The organism is Streptococcus mitis (assembly GCF_047464035.1).
GTDB lineage: Bacteria > Bacillota > Bacilli > Lactobacillales > Streptococcaceae > Streptococcus > Streptococcus mitis_DX.
Genome location: NZ_JASHCQ010000007.1, coordinates 1 through 13,020 on the forward strand (window position 1 = coordinate 1; position 13,020 = coordinate 13,020).

The following is a 13,020-nucleotide window of genomic DNA, read 5'->3' on the forward strand; positions in this document are numbered from 1 at the left end:
GCGATGAAATCAAGCATTAGTAAAACCAGTGGAACTTACCCTGACACGGATTTCCACTGGTTTTTAGGATTTTTATCAGACTAACTTCCACTTCTACTAGCGGTGGAACTTAGTTTGCGAATTTACCTGCCAGAGAGATTGAGAAGGAGGGTAAAGGTGCTTCCTAGACCGTACTGGCTAGTAACTGTGATTTCCCCACCCAATTGATGGGCCAATTCACGCGCAATCGCAAGCCCTAAGCCATGACCACCTGTTTTCATATTACGCGAAGTTTCGACACGATAAAGACGTTTGAAAATATTCTCCAAGTCCTCTGGGGCAATCCCCTGTCCCTCATCGGTCACACTGATTGAAAGCTGGTTATTTTCCAGCTTAGCCACCACCTCCAGCTTGGTTCCTGGAGCAGAATATTTAAAAGCGTTATTGACCAGATTCACCAAGATACGAGAAAGTTTGGCATAATCTCCTTCAATCCGGGCAGACTCTGGGATTACCTGCAAATGGACATCTCGCTCCTCCTGCTCAATCAAGAACTGAAATTCACTCATGCACTCAATCAAGAGCTGGTCCAAAAAAATGCTGTCTTTGCTGGTCGTTTCGACCTGATTTCTAGCTGTGTTTAGGGTCAAAAAATTCAACTCCTCAACCAGTTTATTGAGTCTTTCAGTCTGACGCCCAATGGTTGCTAGATAATGGTCCTGTTCGCCTTCCTTGATAACCCCATCCAAAATCCCTTCTACCGTCGCTTGGATCGAAGTGATGGGGGTCTTGATATCATGCGAAAGTTGAGCAATCATCAAGCCCTTTTCTCGTTCGCTTTCTTCCAAGGAATCAAAGGTGGCCTGCAAATCATGGGACATTTCATTGAAAGCTTGGCCTAATTGCTGAAATTCTACAGGTCCTTGAACCTCCAGACTTGATGGAAAGTCCTTGTCCGCTACCCGCTTGGCATGTTCCTTGAGTTTGCCCAATGAAGTAAAGACAGGCGATAGGAGAAAGAGACTAATCCCAGCACCGATAAAACTAGCCACAAGAGTCATACCCACTAGGAAATAAATCTCTCTTTCTTCAATTAACATGCGCTGGATGGCCCAAAAAACCACGATAATCGTTAGGAGTGTTGAAATGACATACCCCACTAAAATATAACTTTTTAATTTCATTAACTACCTCGCGCTTTCTCAATTTTGTAGCCCAAGCCCCAGACGGTTTTGATGGTCGGTGTTTCTGTACTAGCATGTTTAGCCAACTCCTGTCGCAGAGCATGAATATGAACATTCAAGGTATTGGTGTCATCCACATAGTCTTCTTGCCAGACCTTTTCATAGAGGTCTGTCTTAGAGAAAACGCGCTCTGGATTGCTGGCTAGAAGCCATAGAAGTTCGAAGGATTTGACTGTCAAATCAAGTGCCACATCTCCGACTTGAACCTCATGACTACTATGATTCATCCGTAAATCCCCAAGACTGACGACTTCTGACTCACCTCCACGATGAAGGCGGCGCAAGATATTGTGGACACGCAAAACCAGCTCACGGGGGCTAAAGGGCTTGGCAATAAAGTCATCTGCCCCTAAGCTCAGACCATAAATCTTGTCCTGCTCACTGGTCTTAGCCGTGATAAAGAGAAAAGGCTGATCCGGAGATTGATACTGGACCTCGCTAATCAAATCATAACCATCCATCCGGGGCATCATGATATCTGTAATAATCAAATCAATTGGTTTTCTCTTGAAGATTTCTAAGGCCTCTACCCCATCATGGGCCACCAAAACCTGATATCCTGCCTGAACCAGATAACGTTGATGAATATCTGTGATTTCTACCTCGTCGTCAACGAGTAAAATTGTCTTTCCCATCTATCTCTCCTTTGAAAAAAACAGTGCTATACCACAATAGTATAACACTATTTTAATCTCTTTACGAACATTCTAAACGATATCTGGATTTTTCAAATCCCAGATAGAAAGTCTGTAGCTAGACTAGTCATTTTCCTCTTTTTTAGCTTTCAAACCGAGTCCACCTAGCAGACCTGCCAAGGCTAATCCAAAGAATCCAATAGTAGCCATTGATGTTTGGGCTTCACCAGTATATGGAAGCATGTCTTTTTGGTTTTTCATGTGATCAGCCATCATTGGACTTGACACCTTGTTAGTAGACGCCATCTTGCCTTCATCAGACATTTTGCTTGAAGTTGCTGCGACTTGGTCTTGCTTCATACTTGGAGTTGCCATTGGCTGACTAGCATTCATAGTTTTGTCCTGCTCTTTGTTAGGCATCATCTTATCCTGGCTAGCAGCTGGCATTTTAGATTTCATCTCATCTTGATTGGCACTAGGCATTTGAGCTTTCATATTAGGCGCATCTTGATGACTATTCATCATTGGAGCCGGCATAGCTGAACCATTAGAAGAAGGGACGAAACCTGACTGCATCGGAACAAGAGACTGATGTCCGTTCAAGTTTACTGTAAAATCCTTAGTCGCTACAAGGTTGCTCAAATCAGCCTTGCCATCTTTAGCGCCGTACACTTTGATGGTGGCTTTATAGCTTTGAGTGCCGTTTTGTTTTAAGAGGTCAAGTAGCTCTTTATCAGATTTACCTTGAGTGCCTGCCAAGTCTACTTCGTAGAAGTAAAGGCCTTTGCCCAATTTCTCTACTGGTGGAAGGGCCGGATTTTTTGCTGAACCGTTGTCTGACCATGGGGCCTTGTCTGAGGCTTTCAAAATCAGACGAGTCAACATACCGTCGCCAGCGAAGAATTCGTATGGAATAACTTGGTTGACGCCGGCTGTGAACGGTCCAGGGAAATTAGCTTTGTCCAAGTAAGTGGCTGGAACATCTACTGTGTCTTTAGTATTATCAGCTACGCCTTTTTGCACTTCCGCTGGAGTAGTCAAGCCATTCAAGTTGACATCCAAATCTTTTGTCGCTACAAGATTGCTCAAATCGGCCTTGCCATCTTTAGCACCGTAAACTTTGATGGTAGCTTTATAGCTTTGAGTGCCATTTTGTTTCAACAAGTCAAGCAGTTCTTTGTCAGATTTACCTTGAGTACCTGCCAAGTCCACTTCGTAGAAGTAGAGACCTTTGCCCAATTTTTCTACTGGTGGAAGGGCCGGATTTTTTGCTGAACCGTTGTCTGACCATGGGGCCTTGTCTGAGGCTTTCAAAATCAGACGAGTCAACATACCGTCGCCAGCGAAGAATTCGTATGGAATAACTTGGTTGACGCCGGCTGTGAACGGTCCAGGGAAATTAGCTTTGTCCAAGTAAGTGGCTGGGACATCCACTGTGTCTTTAGTGTTGTCAGCCACACCTTTTTGCACTTCAGTTGGAGTGGTCAAGCCATTCAAGTTTACTGTCAAATCCTTAGTCGCTACAAGATTGCTCAAGTCTGCCTTGCCATCTTTAGCACCGTACACTTTGATAGTTGCTTTATAGCTTTGAGTGCCATTTTGTTTCAACAAGTCAAGCAGTTCTTTGTCAGATTTACCTTGAGTACCTGCCAAGTCCACTTCATAGAAGTAAAGGCCTTTGCCCAATTTTTCTACTGGTGGAAGAGCAGGATTTTTAGCTGAACCGTTGTCTGACCATGGAGCCTTGTCTGAAGCCTTCAAGATAAGACGAGTCAACATACCGTCACCGGCGAAGAATTCGTATGGAATAACTTGGTTGACACCAGCTGTGAATGGGCCTGGGAAGTTGGCTTTGTCTAAGTAAGTGGCTGGCACATCCACTGTGTCTTTGGTATTGTCAGCCACGCCTTTTTGCACTTCAGCTGGAGTGGTTGCTGGTTGAGCTTCATTTGCTTCACGGTCTTGTCCAGCAACTGTAGGCGCAGGATTTGTCGCAGGTTTAACCGCATCCTCTGTTTCTTTCTTAGATTCTGGTTTTGCTTGCACTTCTTCTTTTGGCGCTACCACTTGGTCTTTATCAGCTACATTCACTTTTTCTGGAGAGCTTGTAGCATCCAAGCTTGCTTTAGGTGTTGCGTCTGCCTGTTCTGAAGGAAGAGCTGTATCGACTGCTTCTTTGAGAAGTTCTCCTGGCAAGTCGCTCTTTTCACTCACCGAAGCAGCGTCTGGCACGACTTGGGCAGGGGTTGGATTGACCACATCGGCACGTACAGAACTTGGCTGACCAACTAGGACAAAAAAGCCACTGGCTACAACAACTGAGGCAACACCGACACTAAGACGGCGAATAGACCAACGTGTATATCTTTGATTTGGATTGAATTTCATAGGATTCTCCTTAGAGTTTTTCTTTATTTGATGACTCTAGTATAATCTCCTAAAATTAAAAAGGATTAAGAAAAAGTTAAAATTTTTCTTAAATCCCTCTTATAAAATACTTATATTAATTAAATCCATAAACAGACTTGGTGATTTGATAGACGACATTGGAAAGTTTGCGAGCTGGCAAGACCGAATGTTTGGTCAAACGGCTGAGCATGGTCTTACGAATAGCCTGAAAGACCTCTGGATTTTCCTGCTGAATATAGGTCCACAGCTCCCGTTTTTTGGCAAGATGCTCTGCTGTGCCTGCTCGGTTGAGCAAGGCACTGGAAATCACCGTCGTGATTTCAATATGATTCAACAGATATTCTCGCATTTTTGGATGACTCACTTGGGACAAATCAAGCTGGTCTACCAAGAGTCGATTGACCTTTAGTTGCTGGTCAATGCGCTTAATCATCACTTGCTCATTGACAGACTGGTCCTCACGCCCAATCAAATAACGATAGAAATCAACAGGCAGATAGTACATGGTCTTGACCTGCTGAAGGGGGGTAAAGACAAAAAGATTATCGACATAAAAAGTATGCTCAGGCAGTTGGAACTGGCTCGCTCTCAACAAATCTGTCCGGTAAATCAGCGAGTGCATCATGATATACTGGCCTTTTGAGAAATTTCCGACCTGGTCCCAGCCAAAAATCTGTTGGACAGGCAAGACTGACTCGTAACTCATACTCTTCTTACGAGACTGACCTTCCTTTTCATATACAAAATTAGTCACAAAGGCATCAACTTCCTGCCCCTCACTCTCTAGTTCCTGCAAGGTTTCAAGAATTTTTAAATAGGCACGAGGATCTACCCAGTCATCACTATCAACTACTTTAAAATAGCGTCCAGAAGCCTCCGTCAAGCCACGATTGACCGCACCGCCATGGCCTTTATTTTCCTGATAGATGGCTCTAACGATGTTAGGATACTTGCTGGCCAAACGCTCAGCGATTTCCTGAGTCTGGTCCTGAGACCCATCATTGATAATCAAAATCTCAACTTGCTCACCACCAATCACTAGCGACTCCACACAGTAATGAAGATAGGCTGCGGCATTATAGCTAGGAATGGCGATAGACAATAACTTCATAATCTACTCCTTTAGGGGACTGATTTTTTCTTATACTCAATGAAAATCAAAGAGCAAACTAGGAAACTAGCCGCAGGTTGCTCAAAACACTGTTTTGAGGTTGCAGATAGAACTGACGAAGTCAGTAACATATATACGGCAAGGCGCCGTTGACGTGGTTTGAAGAGATTTTCGAAGAGTACTACTCTCTCTTGTCACTTCTTTCTATTCTACCATAAAGTCCAGCTTTTGAAGGACTTTTACTAGAATACAAGGGTTTCTAGTCTCAATTGGAATACAGGTCTCTCTATTTGCTATCTAGGAGATCAAAAAAGAGGGGATTCCCCTCCTTACGAATTTAATTCTGCCAAGTCGTCTAGATACTGGTTGTTAATGACTGCCAAGATATAGGCATCTGCTTTCAAGAGGTCATTAGGCCCAAACTGGACATCCAGTGGTGAATTTTCCTGTTCACGAAATCCTAAGACATTGAGGTTGTATTTGCCACGTAGATCCAGCTGGCTCAGGCTTTGACCTGCCCAAACACTGGGAATTTTCATCTCCACGATAGACACATTTTTATCCAGCTGAAAGACATCCACATTGTTATGAAAGAGAATGGTCTGCGCTAGGGACTGGCCCATTTCATACTCAGGCGAGATTACCGAGTCAGCACCGATTTTTTCCAGTACCTTCTTGGCTGTCTGGCTTTTTACCTTGGCAATAACCCTTGGTACCCCTAGACTCTTACAATGCATAACTGCAAGCACACTCGATTCCAGATTTTCCCCTGTTGCCACTACAACCGTATCACAGGTATCAATTCCTGCAGTTCTGAGGAGGTCCTCATCTGTGATATCGCCAACAACTCCACGCGCCAAAACTGGCTCAAATTGATTGATACGCTCGGCGTGGTCGTCAATGGCAATAATATTCATATTTTGCTTGGCTAGGGCCGTCAGGACACTACTCCCGAAAATCCCCAAACCTAAAATTCCAATCGTACGATCTGACATCATTCTTCCTTTCTTATCCAATACTAATATCTGCTTTCATATACTGAATCAAATCTTTCTTATCAGGCTGGTAGTCAGCTAGACTAACCAGCAAGGTCAAGGGACCGATACGGCCAATAAACATGAGCACCATGACAATGCTAAGAGCTAGCTTGCCCAATTCTGGTGTCAGATTTGCCGTCACCCCAACTGTCGCAAGGGCTGAAATGGTCTCAAACATGAGGTAGATAAATCGCGGTGTTCCTTCTGCCGTAATTCCCAACAACATCAAGCCCAACAAGAAGGTCATCAAAAAAATAATGAAGACACTAAAGGATTTTTGGACTGTTCGAGCCTCAATGGTTCTCTGCGCAACATTGGCATGAGGCAAGCCCAGCAATTCACTACGCGCAAAAACCAACAAGACAAAGAAAGTCGTAATCTTGAGACCCCCAGCCGTCCCTCCAGGCGCCCCTCCGAGAAACATCTGTAGGATATAGATAAACAGGGTCACAGGCCGAGCTTGAGTGTAGTCAATAGAGGCAAAGCCAGCTGTTCTCATGCTGACGGTTTGGAAAAAGCTAACCAGCACTTTCTCTGGAACGCTGAGATTGCCAATGGTTCCTGGATTGTGCCATTCCGTAAAGAGTGTGGATACCGTCCCAAACAGCAAGATCCCTGCAGTCAAGAATAGAACCAGCTTGGTGTGGAAACGAAGACGGCGTTTTTTCTTCTTGTCAAACTGGGTTGCCAAGTCAAACCAGACCATAAAGCCAAGACCACCCGTGATAATCAAACCAGCAATGACTAGATTGATTAAGGGATCCGTCTGAAAAGCCACTAAACTGCTACTGCCGAAATTATCAAAACCAGCATTACAAAAGGCTGAAATGGCTAAAAAGATAGAGGTAAAAATGCCTCGTCCCCAGCCGAACTCAGGAATAAAACGGAAACTTAGTAGAAAGGCACCCAAGCCCTCCACTAGAAAAGTCGTCAAAAAGATAGATCGCATAAAGGCCTTCAGCGACCGAGTCTCCCCGTAACTAAAGCTTTCCTGAATGGTTTCACGACTGCGAAGACTGAGCTTTTGCTTCCCCTGAATATAAAAGACCCCGATAAAAGTCATGAGCCCCAGACCACCAATCTGTATCAAAAGCATACAAATCAACTGCCCCCATACATTATAGGTAGTAGCTACCGGTTGCGTAGAAAGGCCGGTTACACAGACCATAGACACCGTCGTAAAGAGATGGTCAAAATAAGTAGCCTGCGAACCACTCGCCTGAACAAAAGGCAAACTCAAAAGGAGAGAACCTATAAAAATAACTCCAGCGAAACTTAAAAAGATGCGGCGAGCTGGTGAAAGTCCACCCAAGGCCCTTTCAATTTTTTTAACAAATAATTTGAATAACATACATCCATTGTACCATAAAAAGAAGGAGAGTAGCTATATCTGAGAAATTATCTCGAGGCAGAGTTCCAAGGCCTTCTCAAAAGCTTCTGAACCCCAGTCACGACTATCGTACTGGTCCAAGTCTGCTAAGGAATCAGCTGTGAACAACAACTCTCCCCAGAGAACCCCACGCAGCTGGGCTACTGCCGCAAGTGCTGAACACTCCATCTCCACAACAGCACAACCTTCTTCCTTGCGATAAGCCACCTTTTCAGCCGTTTCTCGGTAAAAACCGTCTGTCGTCCAGGTCATGACTTCTTCATAGGGAATCCCTCTGGCATCCAAAACTTTCTCAATGGCAGCAATAGCCTCTGGCTGAATTTCCATATAACGAGAAGCTGCCACATAGTGATAGCTGGCTCCTTCATCTCGCAGAGCCCGAACAGGTACTAGAAAGGCATTTTCTTCTATATCAGCCAGCACACCACAGGTTCCAGCGGAAATAATCTGCTCCACACCATAGCCAATCAACCAATCCATAAACTGGGCTGCTGGAGCGGAGCCGACAGGTGCCTGAGCCAGACAAACCTCCTTGCCCTTGTAGCTCATGACATAGACTGGATAGGTCTTGGTGGCAGAAACGAACTCACCAACACAGTCCGCCCCTACTTCCCTCGCATAACGGTCAATCTCCTCACCTAAAAAAGCATAGACACACTTCTTGGGCAAGTGCAAGTCCAGCCCCTCGTGATTGGGCATGATAACCGCCTGAGGATTGTCATCAAACTCTAAAATAGGAATCGCATGTTTCTGAATCATAACCCACCTCCTCTAATTTTGTACTATTGTATCAAAAGCTGACCGAGTGTCAAGGAGGGGGGTGATGAACTGAGGAGAAAAAATCTCAGTATTCTTGGAATTCTCGATACTAAGTAATTTTATAAATCATAAGGAATTAGAGTAAACATTACAAACGTAGCCCCTCTGTAATTAATCTTCAGAGGGGACGTTATATATTAGTAGTTGTTGCTGATAACTGTTACCTTGAAAGAAAAGTATTTATGTCGCACTCTATCTGGAAGTTGTTATCAAATTTTTAAAAGATTAACTTCCAAGATGATCATTCACTATAAAGAGCTTCTAACTCCCTCTTTAAATATTCAGCTAGATGTTGATGAGCAAAGATGTCAGCATTCTGTTCCGCTGTAGGATTATAGTTTGTATTGGTATTTACATCATACACATAAATATCTCCGCTTTCTGATTGAACCCATTCTATAGCTGCCACATCAATATGAGCATTTTTAAGGAAGGCTTCATAAGCTTCTTTTTGAGATTCTGGTAGAGGTTCTGTAATTTGGAATTTTTCAGAAGTTTCCAGTTGTTCTGGTCTCTTACCGATTTGACAACCATCTGCTGGACAAAGTTGGAAACCATCTGAAGAATCAATTGAAACAGTATAAAGGAACTTCTGATTGATAAACTCTGAACGACGGATACGACCATCACTTGGTTTAATATAAGCCTGCAACAAGGTAATACCATCTACTGAAGGTTCAAAAGCAGAACTATTAACATAAGCTTCTAGTTCTTCTTCATTTTGGAAAAGTTGCACTCCTAATCCCTTTCCTGCTCTATTATGCTTGGTAATCAAAGGATAGATATTCAATTTTCTTGCTGCTTCAATGATATTTTCTGGGCCCAAAACAGCAACTGTTGCTGGAGTCTCGATACCAGATTCATTTAATTTCAAATATTGTTTCACCTTACTGATTTCTAGATTGATGGCTCCCGTTCCATTAACTACTTTACGTCCATGAGCCTCTAGCCAAGTAAGCACCTGCTCCGTGAACTCTGGTGCATAGCGATGCCCTCTCGTATGAGAAGATGCGGACATCCTATTATAAAAAATTCCTTGTGGAGGTGGGCTTTGAAGATCTAATATCCCACTCGATAGATCCCATAATTCATAAGGTACTTGTATTTTTTCTAACCATTTTACTAAATGCTGTGTCCATTCAATATTTTCATGAATCACATAAACTTTTGCGTTACTCATAACTCCTATCTCCTTTAAGAAAACTTAACTGACAATTGATGTTGCTTGTCTTCCTCTAAACTATAACCTTCTGTTTTTTCAATGACACTGACCGTTAAGATTTGACCCAAAACATTGATCATTGTACGGCCAGCATTCACAAAGAAATCAACTGCAAAAATCAAGGCCACTCCTTCTACTGGCAATCCAAGCTGAGGGGCTGCTGCCAACAAAACTACGATAGCTCCTGATGGAACAGTAGCTGCAGTTTTCCCAATTAAGGTCAAAAGTAAAACTGTAAATAAGAGACTTGATAATGAAAATTGGATACCGTAAGCATGTGCGATAAAAATAGTGGCTACTGAAAAATAGACAGCTGCTCCTTCTAGATTAAAAGTATATCCTAAAGGGACAACCAAATCAATCGTATTCTCATCATGTCCCTGTTTCTTTAAATCCTTCAATAAGGACGGCAACACAACACTCGAACTACCCGAAATAAATGCTAGAGTCAAGAGGCTCCAATTTTCACGAAAAGCAGTCAAATATGGAACATTAAAGATAGAGGCGATCAGAGGGAAAATAACTAAAATGAGAACTCCATAGGCCAAATAAGTTCCAATAACAAATTGACCAAGTCCAACTAACTTATCAATCCCTGTACTAGCGACATCTTTTGCAATAAAGCCAAAGATTCCGACAGGAGATAATTTTACAATAACAGTTATAATTTTATAAATAGCTTCAATCCAGATCTGGAAACCTTCAAGAATTTTTTGGGTTTTATCACTCTTCAAGCTACCAATTCCATAACCAAGAAATATAGCAAAAACAATAATTGGAAGAAGAGAGCCTTCTGAAATTGACTTCACAATATTTGATGGAATAAAACCAAGTAAAAACTCACTCAATTGGACATTATTAGCTATCCCGTCGATATTAGCTCCAGTTTGACCAATATTCACACCTTGACCAAATCCCAAATAGTAACTAGAAAATACAAATAACAAAGTGATTGCAGTTGTAACAGCGAAAAAGTAGAGTAAGGTCTTCGTTAAAATTTTACCAAACGATTTTTTTCCAATGACACTAGCCACTGCAACTACTATAATTGGGAATATTAGTGGAATAATGACCATGTTTACCAATTTGATGAATGCTTGTCCTAGAAATTGATAAAAACCTGCAAATTGTGGCCAGATTACTGCAAAAATAACACCTAAAATCAAAGCTAGCAATAATTGCAAACCGAGTGAAAGTTTTGACCATAAATTAACTAATTTCATAAAATAACCCCTTTGCTTTTATTTGCTAATTATTCTACTACGAATCTTCTAGCTTGACTAATATATATTTTCTATTGTGACCATAAAAAAGATTTATAACAATATCTCAAAGTGTCGTCATATCTATTTCGCTATCCATTATGAATTTTTTATGTTAGAAAAACACCACCATCTAAACTACTCAACTAGATGGAGCAATTCCATAATGATCAAGAAGAGTGACTTCAAGTATCAAATCTACAAAAAGAGGCTGAGTAAAAAGTCTTTGAAATCAGAAAAACGCATAATATCAGGTAATGAACAACCTTGATATTATACGTTTTATTGTTGAAAGATTTACTTCATTTTTCTTGAAATTGAGTTTTTCCCAGCCTCTTTTACTTCTATTTAACAGGTATCTCCTTAATCACGCGCGCAGGATTACCAGCTAGAACAACATTGTCTCTAAAGGACTTAGTGATTACGGCCCCTGCTCCTGCCACTACGTTATTGCCCAGTGTCACTCCAGGAAGGACAATAACGCCACCACCAGCCCAAAAATTGTCACCGATGGTGATGGACTTTCCGTATTCGACACCTGAATTACGTTCATGCGGATCCAGCGGATGGAGTGGGGTTAAAAACTGACAGTTGGGGCCAATCATAGCATTGTCTCCGATACGAATCGGGCAAACATCCAGCATGGTCAAGTTCCAATTAGAATAAAAATTTTCCCCTAGATGGATATTGACTCCATAATCCACTACTAATCGTGGATTGACAAAGAGATTTTGCCCAGTCGAACCAAACCAAGTCTTGATAATCTCCGCCCCCTTCAAGGGGTCTGGCTCCTGGTTAAAAGCAGCCTGTTTTTGACGAGAAGTCTGAGCCAAGGCCCGCAACTCGGGGTCAAATGGATGATAGGGTTCTCATGCTATCATTTTCTGGTATTCACTGGTCATTGTATTCTTCTCCTTATTCCCTACTATCATATCAAATTTTCTACATATCCGACTAGGATAAGGGGTACTTTCTACAATTTATTCTCTGATTTTTATCACATCTTGCCTATCTTGCTAAACGAATACGGGTCACAATTCCGTCTGGGTCTGTAACGTCCAGCTGGCTAGATGTCAGCCACTTAACTGGTGCATCAATTTCTTGTGCTCGCTCAGCAATCATTAACAGTTCTTCTTTATGTGCGACTTCGATGACATAGTAGGCTAAGCCTGGCAAACCCGGCTTACGCGGAGCCAGACTTTTTCCTCCCCATTCATTGACCGCCAAATGATGATGGTAGTTTCCTGCCGCAATCCAACTGGCGCTAGGTACACTGAATTTATCCTCTAGCCCTAACACCTTTTGATAAAACTGGCTGGACTTTCGACTATCCTTGACGGAAAGATGAATATGCCCCATTCTCGTACCGTCTGCTAGGATAAAGGGCTCTACTCTTTCCCCCAACTCATAGATATCCTGCGCTGCAAGGGCCTCAGTGACCCCGATAATACGCCCATCTTCTCGAATATCCCATGTGGAAACCGGCTTATCTCGATAGAGTTCAATGCCATTCCCCTCCAAATCTTCTAAGTAAAGGGCCTCACTGTAACCATGGTCAGCACCACCGACAAGAGGAATCTGCAAATCCGTCAGATGTTTCAAGACATCAGCCAAAGTCTTGCGTGTCGGCAAGAGAATAGCCAGATGGTAAAGGCCATAATGTTCCCTTACTTCTCCGCTCTCTTGTGTTTGAATCAACTGTACCAAGGATTTTCCACCAAGGCCTAGAATGACCTCTGTCTCAGTTTGAGATAAGATTTCTAAACCAATGATTTGCTGATAAAAGGCAGTTTGACTGGCCAAATCCTTTACATTTAAAACTGCCTCTGCCAAATAAATGTGGCTCTTGTATTCATAGGTCATAACTATTTCTCTCTTTAATTGTAACTTTAATTATTACAACTATTATATA

Annotated in this window: 10 protein-coding genes and 1 pseudogene; all 11 read right to left on the reverse strand. The window is 42.4% G+C overall.

What is annotated here, in order from left to right; translation table 11 throughout:
- Positions 1-122 precede the first annotated feature (122 nt).
- Complete coding sequence (locus QM818_RS03640) at positions 123-1,163, reverse strand: sensor histidine kinase (protein ID WP_261080959.1); 1,041 nt, start codon at positions 1,161-1,163, stop codon at positions 123-125.
- Positions 1,163-1,858 (reverse strand): response regulator transcription factor, encoded by a 696-nt coding sequence (locus QM818_RS03645; protein WP_414299930.1) that lies wholly within the window; start codon positions 1,856-1,858, stop codon positions 1,163-1,165. The genes QM818_RS03640 and QM818_RS03645 overlap by 1 nt, the downstream gene beginning before the upstream one ends.
- Before the next feature lie 123 nt (positions 1,859-1,981).
- On the reverse strand, positions 1,982-4,246 hold the full coding sequence (locus QM818_RS03650) for an SSURE domain-containing protein (RefSeq protein ID WP_414299931.1): 2,265 nt from the start codon (positions 4,244-4,246) through the stop codon (positions 1,982-1,984).
- Positions 4,247-4,361: 115 nt separating this feature from the next.
- Positions 4,362-5,378: a glycosyltransferase family 2 protein gene (locus tag QM818_RS03655; protein WP_049546648.1), complete on the reverse strand. Its 1,017-nt coding sequence runs from the start codon at positions 5,376-5,378 to the stop codon at positions 4,362-4,364.
- 329 nt (positions 5,379-5,707) lie between these two features.
- Positions 5,708-6,373 (reverse strand): potassium channel family protein, encoded by a 666-nt coding sequence (locus tag QM818_RS03660; protein WP_045610864.1) that lies wholly within the window; start codon positions 6,371-6,373, stop codon positions 5,708-5,710.
- 13 nt (positions 6,374-6,386) lie between these two features.
- Complete coding sequence (locus tag QM818_RS03665; protein ID WP_214614909.1) at positions 6,387-7,766, reverse strand: TrkH family potassium uptake protein; 1,380 nt, start codon at positions 7,764-7,766, stop codon at positions 6,387-6,389.
- A 33-nt stretch (positions 7,767-7,799) separates the two neighbouring features.
- On the reverse strand, positions 7,800-8,564 hold the full coding sequence (locus QM818_RS03670) for a nucleoside phosphorylase (RefSeq protein WP_265473306.1): 765 nt from the start codon (positions 8,562-8,564) through the stop codon (positions 7,800-7,802).
- 301 nt (positions 8,565-8,865) lie between these two features.
- A complete protein-coding gene (locus QM818_RS03675) occupies positions 8,866-9,804 on the reverse strand; it encodes an ATP-grasp domain-containing protein (RefSeq protein ID WP_070842785.1) in 939 nt (312 codons plus the stop codon).
- 14 nt (positions 9,805-9,818) lie between these two features.
- A complete protein-coding gene (locus QM818_RS03680; RefSeq protein WP_414299932.1) occupies positions 9,819-11,069 on the reverse strand; it encodes a dicarboxylate/amino acid:cation symporter in 1,251 nt (416 codons plus the stop codon).
- A 383-nt stretch (positions 11,070-11,452) separates the two neighbouring features.
- A pseudogene (locus tag QM818_RS03685) lies at positions 11,453-12,010 on the reverse strand (sugar O-acetyltransferase).
- A 106-nt stretch (positions 12,011-12,116) separates the two neighbouring features.
- Entirely contained in the window at positions 12,117-12,971 is an 855-nt protein-coding gene (locus QM818_RS03690) for a VOC family protein (RefSeq protein WP_261080954.1), read from the reverse strand.
- Between the last annotated feature and the right edge of the window lie 49 nt (positions 12,972-13,020).

Bases quoted from the DNA above. Each gene is read 5' to 3' on its own strand.
- QM818_RS03655 (WP_049546648.1), bottom strand. From the start codon at position 5,378: ATGAAGTTATTGTCTATCGCCATTCCTAGCTATAATGCCGCAGCCTAT.
- QM818_RS03690 (WP_261080954.1), bottom strand. From the start codon at position 12,971: ATGACCTATGAATACAAGAGCCACATTTATTTGGCAGAGGCAGTTTTA.
- QM818_RS03680 (WP_414299932.1), bottom strand. From the start codon at position 11,069: ATGAAATTAGTTAATTTATGGTCAAAACTTTCACTCGGTTTGCAATTA.
- QM818_RS03640 (WP_261080959.1), bottom strand. From the start codon at position 1,163: ATGAAATTAAAAAGTTATATTTTAGTGGGGTATGTCATTTCAACACTC.
- QM818_RS03675 (WP_070842785.1), bottom strand. From the start codon at position 9,804: ATGAGTAACGCAAAAGTTTATGTGATTCATGAAAATATTGAATGGACA.
- QM818_RS03660 (WP_045610864.1), bottom strand. From the start codon at position 6,373: ATGTCAGATCGTACGATTGGAATTTTAGGTTTGGGGATTTTCGGGAGT.
- QM818_RS03665 (WP_214614909.1), bottom strand. From the start codon at position 7,766: ATGTTATTCAAATTATTTGTTAAAAAAATTGAAAGGGCCTTGGGTGGA.
- QM818_RS03650 (WP_414299931.1), bottom strand. From the start codon at position 4,246: ATGAAATTCAATCCAAATCAAAGATATACACGTTGGTCTATTCGCCGT.
- QM818_RS03645 (WP_414299930.1), bottom strand. From the start codon at position 1,858: ATGGGAAAGACAATTTTACTCGTTGACGACGAGGTAGAAATCACAGAT.
- QM818_RS03670 (WP_265473306.1), bottom strand. From the start codon at position 8,564: ATGATTCAGAAACATGCGATTCCTATTTTAGAGTTTGATGACAATCCT.